Origin of the sequence: Asanoa siamensis (genome assembly GCF_016862555.1) — a bacterium.
GTDB lineage: Bacteria > Actinomycetota > Actinomycetes > Mycobacteriales > Micromonosporaceae > Asanoa > Asanoa siamensis.
The window spans coordinates 1-8814 of record NZ_BONE01000148.1; the positions used below are offsets into that span (position 1 = coordinate 1).

12 protein-coding genes and 1 pseudogene are annotated in these 8814 nt (G+C 73.2%); 6 read left to right on the plus strand and 7 right to left on the minus strand.

The annotated features are described in order from the left end of the window. Positions 1-221: 221 nt before the first annotated feature. Together Asi02nite_RS40190 and Asi02nite_RS40195 are read right to left on the minus strand one after the other, a co-directional pair. Positions 222-944: a hypothetical protein gene (locus tag Asi02nite_RS40190; RefSeq protein ID WP_203719303.1), complete on the minus strand. Its 723-nt coding sequence runs from the start codon at positions 942-944 to the stop codon at positions 222-224. Next, positions 941-2377, minus strand: coding sequence for a hypothetical protein (locus Asi02nite_RS40195; RefSeq protein ID WP_203719304.1), 1437 nt, complete (start codon positions 2375-2377; stop codon positions 941-943). Before Asi02nite_RS40195 ends, Asi02nite_RS40190 begins: the two co-directional genes overlap by 4 nt. A 64-nt stretch (positions 2378-2441) precedes the next feature. On the opposite strand from Asi02nite_RS40195, the gene Asi02nite_RS40200 reads away from it, so the two are divergent. From Asi02nite_RS40200 to Asi02nite_RS40210, 3 genes are read left to right on the plus strand one after another with little or no spacing between them, the layout of a single operon-like run. Continuing rightward, entirely contained in the window at positions 2442-2678 is a 237-nt protein-coding gene (locus tag Asi02nite_RS40200) for a hypothetical protein (protein WP_203719305.1), read from the plus strand. A gap of 11 nt (positions 2679-2689) precedes the next feature. After that, positions 2690-3271, plus strand: coding sequence for a dihydrofolate reductase family protein (locus Asi02nite_RS40205; protein WP_203719306.1), 582 nt, complete (start codon positions 2690-2692; stop codon positions 3269-3271). Next, positions 3271-4023 (plus strand): SIR2 family NAD-dependent protein deacylase, encoded by a 753-nt coding sequence (locus Asi02nite_RS40210; RefSeq protein WP_203719307.1) that lies wholly within the window; start codon positions 3271-3273, stop codon positions 4021-4023. The genes Asi02nite_RS40205 and Asi02nite_RS40210 overlap by 1 nt, the downstream gene beginning before the upstream one ends. A gap of 182 nt (positions 4024-4205) precedes the next feature. On the opposite strand, the gene Asi02nite_RS40215 is transcribed toward Asi02nite_RS40210, so the two are convergent. From Asi02nite_RS40215 to Asi02nite_RS40225, 3 genes are all read right to left on the minus strand, one after another. Continuing rightward, complete coding sequence (locus tag Asi02nite_RS40215) at positions 4206-4379, minus strand: CsbD family protein (protein ID WP_203719308.1); 174 nt, start codon at positions 4377-4379, stop codon at positions 4206-4208. A 42-nt stretch (positions 4380-4421) separates the two neighbouring features. Further along, on the minus strand, positions 4422-4673 hold the full coding sequence (locus Asi02nite_RS40220; RefSeq protein ID WP_203719309.1) for a hypothetical protein: 252 nt from the start codon (positions 4671-4673) through the stop codon (positions 4422-4424). Between the two features lie 118 nt (positions 4674-4791). After that, entirely contained in the window at positions 4792-5265 is a 474-nt protein-coding gene (locus Asi02nite_RS40225; protein ID WP_203719310.1) for an HIT family protein, read from the minus strand. A 31-nt stretch (positions 5266-5296) separates the two neighbouring features. Here Asi02nite_RS40225 and Asi02nite_RS40230 point away from each other — a divergent pair, with 31 nt between their 5' ends. Further along, complete coding sequence (locus tag Asi02nite_RS40230; protein ID WP_203719311.1) at positions 5297-5887, plus strand: TenA family protein; 591 nt, start codon at positions 5297-5299, stop codon at positions 5885-5887. Further along, the gene (locus Asi02nite_RS40235; RefSeq protein WP_203719312.1) at positions 5884-6513 is read left to right on the plus strand and encodes a TenA family protein; all 630 of its coding nucleotides are present in this window, start codon (positions 5884-5886) and stop codon (positions 6511-6513) included. The genes Asi02nite_RS40230 and Asi02nite_RS40235 overlap by 4 nt, the downstream gene beginning before the upstream one ends. On the opposite strand, the gene Asi02nite_RS40240 is transcribed toward Asi02nite_RS40235, so the two are convergent. Then, positions 6510-7676: a GDSL-type esterase/lipase family protein gene (locus Asi02nite_RS40240; RefSeq protein ID WP_203719313.1), complete on the minus strand. Its 1167-nt coding sequence runs from the start codon at positions 7674-7676 to the stop codon at positions 6510-6512. The two genes, Asi02nite_RS40235 and Asi02nite_RS40240, sit on opposite strands and share 4 nt — an antisense overlap. Beyond that, the gene (locus Asi02nite_RS40245) at positions 7673-8263 is read right to left on the minus strand and encodes a TetR/AcrR family transcriptional regulator (protein WP_203719314.1); all 591 of its coding nucleotides are present in this window, start codon (positions 8261-8263) and stop codon (positions 7673-7675) included. The genes Asi02nite_RS40240 and Asi02nite_RS40245 overlap by 4 nt, the downstream gene beginning before the upstream one ends. Before the next feature lie 137 nt (positions 8264-8400). On the opposite strand from Asi02nite_RS40245, the pseudogene Asi02nite_RS40250 reads away from it, so the two are divergent. Next, a pseudogene (locus Asi02nite_RS40250) lies at positions 8401-8814 on the plus strand (permease); the annotation flags it as partial.

The following is an 8814-nucleotide window of genomic DNA, read 5'->3' on the forward strand; positions in this document are numbered from 1 at the left end:
GCGCGCCACCCCAGCGGCGGGCGGCGACCCGACGACGGCCGCGGCGGGGGCTAGCACGCGCCGCGCGCCCCGCGTGACGCGCCGGGGGCCGAGCGCGGGCACCGGAAACCAGGCGCGGGCACCGGGCGCTGGGCACCGGCGACCGGCACCGGGCGCCGGGCACCGGCGGCCGGCACCGGGCGCCGGCGCGGCTGCCACCAGCGTTACGGCTGTGTCCCGGCTCAGGGGCAGCCGCTCGCCGTCATCGCGGAGTCCGACGGCACGCGCCACACGCGGTCCCCGTCGACCAGCACCGAGACGCCGCGGGCCGACCCCAGCAGCATGAGGCAGCGGTCCCGCGGGACAGCGGCCGGCGACTGGACACCGGTGAGCCGGACCGCCCGCGCCCGGATCGCGGTGAACGGCAGGCCCAGATAGGTGAGCGTCACCGGGCGCCGGTCCCGGACGTCGTCGGCCGCCCGCCCGACGGTGCGCAGCGCCAGCGTCGCGACGGTGAGCGCGAGCACCACCATGATCACCAGCCACATCCGGCGGCCGGCCGACTCCTCGGCCACGCCGAGCGCGGCGAGCAGGCCGAACGCCAGGAGGGCGGCCACCACGTACGCGAGGCCGCGCCACGAGTGCAGGGAATCCGTCTGGACGAACGTCACGACGGCCCAGAAGACCGCGACGCCCCCGATGCCGAGCGCGAGCCGCCCCAGCACGATCAGCACGGCCCCGACCACGGTGGTGACGAACATGACGAGGATCGCCGGGGCGAGCAGCGCCGCGTAGCTCAGCCCCACCTCTCCGGGCAGCACGCCGAACCGGCCGTAGAAGCTCTCGGCGATCATGCGGCTGGCCGCGTACCCGATCGGGCCGGACAGCACCGCCGTCCACGCCAGGATCTGCCAGGCGGACATCCGGGAACCAGGCCCGCCGTCGGCCTCGACCTGCTCGGTCACCGCGGCCCGCAGTCCGTGCTCACGACAGCCTCGGCCGGGACCCGTACCACATGTCCACGGTGGAGGAACACGGTCACCCCTTCCGCGTTGCCCAGCCGGTGCACGCAGGTGCCGGCCGGAAGCTCGGGCGGGAACGTGGCGTCGCCGACCGGCCACACCTGCGCGGTGGGCGCCCACAGCACCGCGATCTGCAGGCTGATCAGGTGCGGTGTCACCGGCGATCCCCCGTCGACCCGCCGCCGCATCTCCTCGGATCCGGCCAGCGCGGTCACGCTGAGGGCCAGCAGCACGACGGAAGACACGACGACGAGCCACGGTGGAGAGCGCGGATCGCCGTCGACGGGCCCGGTGCGCGCGGTGGCGAACGCGACGACGACGGCCACGACGGCGAGGCAGACCGTCAGGGAGACGGTGCCCAAGAGCCAGCCCGGCAGCAGGGCGATGGCCAGGAAGAGCGGCACCCGCAGCACGGGGTGGCGTGCCCTGCGCCAGATCGTGTCCAACCCCAGCAGCGTGAGGACGATCAACAGTGCGACCGCGCCGGCGGTGACCAGCAGGTCGACGGTGCTGAGGCCGACCTCGTCGGGCGAGACGCCGTACGCACCGTAGAAGCTCTCGGCCGCCAGCCACGAGATGCCGTAGAGCGCTCCGGCCACGAACGTCAGCAGGAACTGTCCTTCCTTGCGGATGGCCCGGGCGTCCTCGACGGACAGGCCGACGCCCAGGTTGTCGGCCCGGGCCGCGTGCCGCAGCGCGTCGCGGACCTCACCCGCCGCACGCCGGACGAGCGTCAGGGGCGGGCGCCGCAGGTGACCCAGTGACCTCGCGGCGTGCGCCGAGAGACCGCGCCAGAGGTCGAGTCCCGCGACCGCCGCCGCGAGGAACGCGGTCAACGCGAGGCGTTCGCCCACCGGGTCCTCATAGGAGAGCAGATAGCCGAACGCCCCGCCGACCACCAGTCCGGGCACAGCCCGCAGGTGGAACAGCGCCAGTAGCAGACCGACGGCGAAGGCGCCGAACACGACCTCGGACGGGTCGCGCGCGTCCAGCCACAGCGCGAGCCGGTGGCCCGCGACCGCGGTCGCCGCGGCGACGGCCGCGCCGAGCAGCGCCCGCCACCGGCGCTGGATCACCTCGAACCGGACGTCCGCGGCGGCCGCGAGCGCGCCGGCAGCGGCCACCCACGCCGCCGGGTCACCCGTCGGGTCCGCCAGCGACAGGGAGAAGCCGACCATTCCGCCGACCGCGAGGGCGGTCAGGGCGTGCACCTGGAAGAAGCCTGCCAGTGCGCCGGCCGCGAGTCCCCAGACGATCGACCAGACACCGGTGTCGACGCGGAGAACCGGTCCGCTGCCGTAGGCCACCGCCGCGCCCAGCAGGCCGGCGACAGCCGCGACCGCGAGGCGCGCGGGGCTCGCCTGGACGCCGGTCACGCGGAAATCGTCGCGGACGTCCGGGACGGCGTCGATCCCTCTTTCCGGCGAGTAAACTGCGTCGATGAGCCGGATCAGGGCCGTCGCGTGGCTCGGTCTCGTCACGCTGGCCTGGCTGGCGTCGGTCGCGTTCACGGTGTCCGGTTTCCGCCACGGCCTGAGCGCACCCGGGCGGTGGAGCGGTTTGGTCGTGATGCTGGTGGTGACGCTGCTGGCCACCGGTCTGGTCGCGTTGTCGATCCGCGCCCACCGCGTTCGTGTAGGTGGTGAGAGGCCGGCGACCGACCGGCCGTCCACCTGAGGAGGACGCCCATGGGCAGCGTCGCCGTCATCGAGAACGTGACCCTTGACGGGGTCATGCAGGCGCCCGGCGGGGTCGACGAGGATCCGCGTGGCGGGTTCGCGTTCGGGGGCTGGGCCCGTCCCTACCTGGACCATGTCATGGCCGAGACCATGGGCAAGGGCATGCGGGCGGAGGGCGCCATGCTGTTCGGCCGCCGCACCTACGAGCAGTTCCACGGTTTCTGGGCCGGGCAGACCGACGGCAACCCCTACACCGAGGTGCTCAACCGGCGGCTCAAGTACGTCGCCTCGCGTACGCTGGCCGAGCCCTTGCCCTGGCAGAACTCGTCGCTGCTGACCGGCGACGTGTGCGCGGCCGTCGCCTCGCTCAAGGAGACGACCGACCTGGCCGTGCTCGGCAGCGGCGAGTTGGTGCGGTCGCTCGCCCGCGCCGGCCTGGTCGACACCTACACGCTGTCGATCCACCCGTTGACGCTCGGCACGGGCATCAAGCTGTTCGACGACGCGGCGGCCACAATGAAGCTCGTCGACTCGGTGCCGACGACGACGGGGGTCATCATCGCGACGTACCGGGTGGCTAGCCTGTCCTGATGGTGGATCCGGCGGCGGCCGCGCTGCGCGGCGCGCGGAAGGTGGTCGTCTTCAGCGGCGCGGGCATCTCGGCCGAGAGCGGCGTGCCCACCTTCCGGGACGACCTGACCGGCTTGTGGGCGCGGTTCGACGCCGCGAAGCTGGCCACGCCGGAGGCGTTCGACGACGATCCGGACCTGGTCTGGGGCTGGTACGAGTGGCGGCGCGCGCGGACGCTGCGGGCCGAGCCCAACGCCGGGCACGTTGCCGTGGCCGCGATCGAGGCGCGCGTCCCGGGCAGTGTCGTCGTCACCCAGAACGTCGACGACCTGCACGAGCGGGCCGGTTCGAAGGCCCCGATCCACCTGCACGGCAGCCTGTTCGCTCCGCGCTGCGTGGCGGCGGGCCACCCGGCGACCGTGGACGCGGCCCCGGCCTCGGACGAGGGGCGCCGGCTGCCGCCGCCGCGGTGTGTCGAGTGCGGCGCGCTCGTCCGGCCCGGTGTGGTCTGGTTCGGTGAGGCGCTGCCGGAGCAGGCGTTCCGCGCCGCGGTCGACGCCGCCACCGAGTGCGACGTGCTGCTGAGCGTCGGCACGTCCGGCGTCGTCTACCCGGCCGCGGCACTCCCGATGATCGCGGCCAACGCCGGCGCGACCGTGATCCAGGTCAACCCGGAGCCGACCCCGCTCGACGAGGTCTGCGCGGTCAACCTGCGGGGCACCGCGGCCGACACGCTGCCGGCGCTCGTCGCCGCCGCCTGGCCCGACCGCTAGGCCCTGTCTCGAGGTGGGGGCCGGAGCGAGGCGAGGCCCAGACGCCGGCTGGGGCCGCGGACGGAGATCCGCGGGCGGTCGACCAGCGGGTCGCGGCGGTGCTGTCGGCCGGTGTCGTCGGCTGTCCACACGCGACAGGACGGGGGCACCCGAGGTGCCCCCGCCTGCCGTACATCCGGCGTTCAGCTCTTGAACGCGTCCTTGATCTTCTCGCCGGCCTGCTTGACGTTGGCTTTGGCTTTGTCGACGCGCCCTTCGGTCTCGAGCTCCTCGTCGCCGGTGGCCTTGCCGACCCCCTTCTTGACCTTGCCAGCCAGTTCCTCGGCCTTGTTGTCGATCTTGTCGTCGAGCCCCATGGTGAGTCCTTTCCGATGCGCCGGCCGACCACGGCCGCGCCATCAGGTCGATGAGTCGGCACCCGCGACGAGGTAGCCGCGGATGCGGCGGAGCAAGCGGTCCGCTTCGGCCGTGTGGGCGATGCTGTTCCGGTCGCCGTCGCGGTGGATCAGTTCGGCCAACGCGATCGCTTCACGGCGAAGCCTTGCCGGCGCGGAATGCTCAGCGTCGGCGGGCAGTTGCCGGACGGCGTCGTTGAGTTCGCCCAGCGCCCGAACGGCCTGGCCGTTCGACGGCGGAACGATGGGTTGCATCCTGGGCCAACCTCCTCGTACGAGATTCGACCTACCCTGTCCACTTCGTTCCCCACCAGTATGCCGTCCATAGCGCCCACATACCCTCCAAACCGGACAAATCCGCAACCCCGCCCGATCACCGAGACGCGAGCCGGCGGATCTCGGACGTGAGCTCCGCCCGCAGGTCGTCGTGCCGCGACCCGAGCGCGGCGTCGGGCGCGTCGCGCACCTCGGCCGGGTAGCCGAAGGCCGGACCCGACCGGAACGACGGCTCCTCCCAGTCGTACCGGGCGTGGACGTGCGCGTGCAGGTACGCGTCGTGGTTGCCGAGGACGGAGTAGTTGACCCGCCGGAAGCCGGGGAAAAGCCGGCCACACACCGTCGCCACCGCCTCCCCCACGAGGTCCATGTCGGCGAGGAACGCGAGTCGGCGGGCGCGTGGCAGGTCCAGCAGCTTGTCGACGAGCGGGTCGTCGGTCAGCAGCACGCAATAACCGGGCAGGAACTGGGTGTCGCCGATCACCGCGAAACCCGCGGTCAGCCGGGCCAGCACCGTGGGATTCTCGCCCCGCGACGCCGATCCGATCCGGTCCGTACGCCAGTCGATCATGCGGGCAGGGTAGCGAGGTAGGGTCGCCTGCGTGCGCCTGGACGACCTTCTCGCGCGGCACGCGACAGCGTGGGACGCCGCGACCCGACACCCGTTCCTGACGGGGGTACGCGACGGCACGTTGCCGCCGGCCGACTTCGCCGACTGGCTCGTGCAGGACCACCACTTCGTCGCGGACCTGCTGGGCTTCCAGGCCCGGCTGCTGGCCCGCGCACCCCGGCACGCCCAGGCGGTGCTGGCCGGCGGCCTGGTCGCGCTGGTCGACGAGCTCGCCTGGTTCGAGGAGCGGGCGGCGGCGCACGGGCTAAACCTGACCGCGGCGCCGGCTCCGGCGACGCTCGCCTACCGGGCACTGCTCGAGAAGCTGGACACCGCGCCGGTGCCGCGGGCGCTGGTCGGGCTCTGGGCCGTCGAGCGGGCCTATCTCGACGCGTGGACGTTCGCGGCACCGGGCGCACCCGCCTTCCGGGAGTACGTGGAGCACTGGACCGCACCGGGTTTCGCGGACTACGTGGCGGGGCTGGCCGAAGCCGCGCAGCGCGAGCCGGCGGACGCCGACGAGGTCCTCACCGCGGTCGCGACCGCCGAGGCCGCGTTCTGGGCGGGCGGCGGTGCGGCATGAGCGTCGCGCGTACGCTCTGGCAGGACAACGCCGACCTGGCGGCGGAAGCCCTGGCGCACCCGTTCGTCCGCGGGCTCGCCGACGGAACGCTGCCCGAGCCGGTGTTCGCCGGGTACGTGGCGCAGGACGCCTTCTACCTGGAGTCGTTCGGGCGCGGCTACGCGCTCGGCGTCGCGCACAGCCCGGACCGGCGGGGCTTCGACGCGTTCGCCGACCTGCTGGCCGGCCTGCGCGGCGAGCTGCGCCTGCACGAGGCGTACGCGAAGCAGCTGCACATCGATCTGTCCACTGTCGATCCCTCGCCGGCCACGCTCGCGTACACGGACTTCCTGCTGGCGACGGCGGCGCTCGGCGACCTGGGCCACCTGTGCGCGGCGATGACGCCGTGCATGCGCCTCTACGCGCACCTCGGCCAGTCGCTGCGCACAGTGGACCACGCCGACCGGTACGGGGAGTGGATCCGCACGTACGCGGACCCGGGCTTCGAGGAGCTGGCGGCGAACCTCGAGAACCTGCTCGACACGTACGCCCGGCCGGGCGGTGACGCCCGCACCTCCGACGTCTACCGCCGCGCGATGCGCCTCGAGGTGGCGTTCTTCGAGTCGGCCTACCGCGCGCTCGACTAGCCGGCGAAAGGGCCCTCCCCCGCGAAAGCCAGCTTTCCGAACCGCTCGCCCATGCGGCGGTGCGCGGCAGCGTCCGGATGCAGCCGATCAGGCAGCGGCAGGTCCGCGAAGTCCGCCTCCCCGTAGAGCTCGCGCCCGTCCAGGTAGTGCAACCACGGATCGGACACGGCGCGCTCGGCCACGATCCGGGCCAGCTCGTCGCGGATCACGCGCAGCGTCAGCTTCCCGGCGGCGCGGTCGGCCGGGTCGCCGGTCGCGACGAACCTGACCTGCCCGTCGCGCATGGCCTCCAGATCGAAGGCGCCCGGCCCCGGGGTGTCCTCGTGGATCGGGCAGTAGATCGGCGAGACCACGAGCAGCGGCGTGGCCGGGTGCCCGTCCCGGATCGTGTCGAGGAAACCGTGCACAGCCGGGGTGAACGCCCGCAGCCTCATCAGGTCGGCGTTCACCAGGTTGATGCCGATCTTGACGCTGATCAGGTCGGCGGGCGTGTCCCGCATCGTGCGGGCGGTGAACGGGTCGAGCAGCGCACTGCCCCCGAGGCCCAGGTTGAGCAGCTCCACACCGCCCTGCGCCGCCGCCAGCGCCGGCCAGGTGGTGGACGGGCTCGCGGCGTTCGAGCCGTGGCTGATCGAGCTGCCGTGGTGCAGCCATACCGGGCGGTCACCTCCCGTGACCGGCGTGACCGGGGCGTCGGTGCGCAGCGCCACGAGGTCGGTGATCTCGTTGTGCGGCAACCAGATCTCGACGTTCTTGTCGCCGCCCGGCAGGCCGGTGAACGACACCGTGCCGGCCGGCCCGGCCTGGTGTGCGGCGGTCCCGGTGCGCAGGTCGATGGTCACGACGTTGCCGCCGGGCACGCTGCCCTGGCCGGCCAGGCGGCCGTCGACGAGGAGGTCGTAGCGGCCGGGCGGCTGGGCCGGCAGGCCACTGTAGACCCGGCGGGTGGCCACGGCGTCGAGCGCGATCGCGGTCCCGGCGGTGCGGAAGCGGACCCGTACACCGGACGGTTGGGCCTCGACCATGTGCAGTTGCGGGTCGGGGCTCTGCGCGCGGGCCCAGCCCGGCAGCCGGTGCGGGCGCAGCCCGTGCTCGGTGCGTTCCCACTCGGCGGCGCCGCGCAGGAGGGCGGTGGTGAGCGGTGTGGTGATCCAGGTGGTCATGACGGCCCCTCGGGAGGTTGGCGGGTGGGCCAGTTGCGCAGCAAGGCGTCGAGGGCGTCCATGATCCGTTCCCAGGATTCCTGCGGGCCGGGGTCGCTGTGGTCGAAGCCGCCCGCGAGTTCGAGGCTGATGTAGCCGTGGAAGGTGCTGCCGATCAGCCGGACGGCGTGCACCTGGTCGGTGCTGTCCAGGCGGTAGCCGAGCAGGATCGCCCGCATCAGCTGCGAGTGCCGCGGGCCGGCGCTGGTGGCGGCGGTCCGCGGGTCGAGGCGCATGCGCGCCGCGGCGTATCGGCCCGGATGCGCGTGCGCGTAGTCGCGGTAGACGGTGCCGAGAGCGATCAGCGCGTCCCGCCCGGCCCGGCCGGCCAGCGCCGCGGCGCTGCGGTCGGCCAGCTCTTCCAGGGCGTACAAGGTGATCCGGGTCTTGAGGTCCTGGGAGTTCCGCACGTGCGAGTAGAGGCTCGGCACCTTGACGTCGAACCGCCGGGCGAGCGCGGAGACGGTGACGCCGTCGAAGCCGACCTCGTCGGCCAGCTCGACGCCGGCCCGCACCAGCCGCTCCGGCGTCACACCCGCTCGGGTCATGCTCGCCACCCCCCCGTTTCCTAAACCTACTATGCATCAGCCTAAAGCTTATAGGCAAATTACCCGTGCTGCCATGGCAGGTAGAACGCCCGGTGAGTCCGTCGCGCGACGGGGTGGGAATGGCTACCGTGTCGGCCATGGCGGCCCCGACCACGGACGAGAAACCGGTCCGCGACGGTACGCCGGAGCGGGGCCGGCGGATCGGCTCCGTCGAGATCCTGGCCGGGCTGCTCGTGCTGCTGGTGCTGTTCCGCGAGCCGATCTCCGGGGCGATCTCGAGCCCGCGCCTGCAGACGTGGACCACCGTGTTCGTGTCGGTCATGGTGCAGGCCGTGCCGTTCCTCGTCTTCGGTGTGGTGCTCTCCGCGGTCATCGCCGTCTTCGTCCCCACGGTCCTTCTGGGCGCGCGCCCTGCCCAGGCATCCCGCGCTGGCCGTGCCCACCGCCGCGGCCGCCGGTGTCGTGCTGCCCGGATGTGAGTGCGGCTCGGTCCCGATCGCGGGGTCGCTGATCCGCCGCGGCGTGACCCCGGCCGCCGCCCTCGCGTTCCT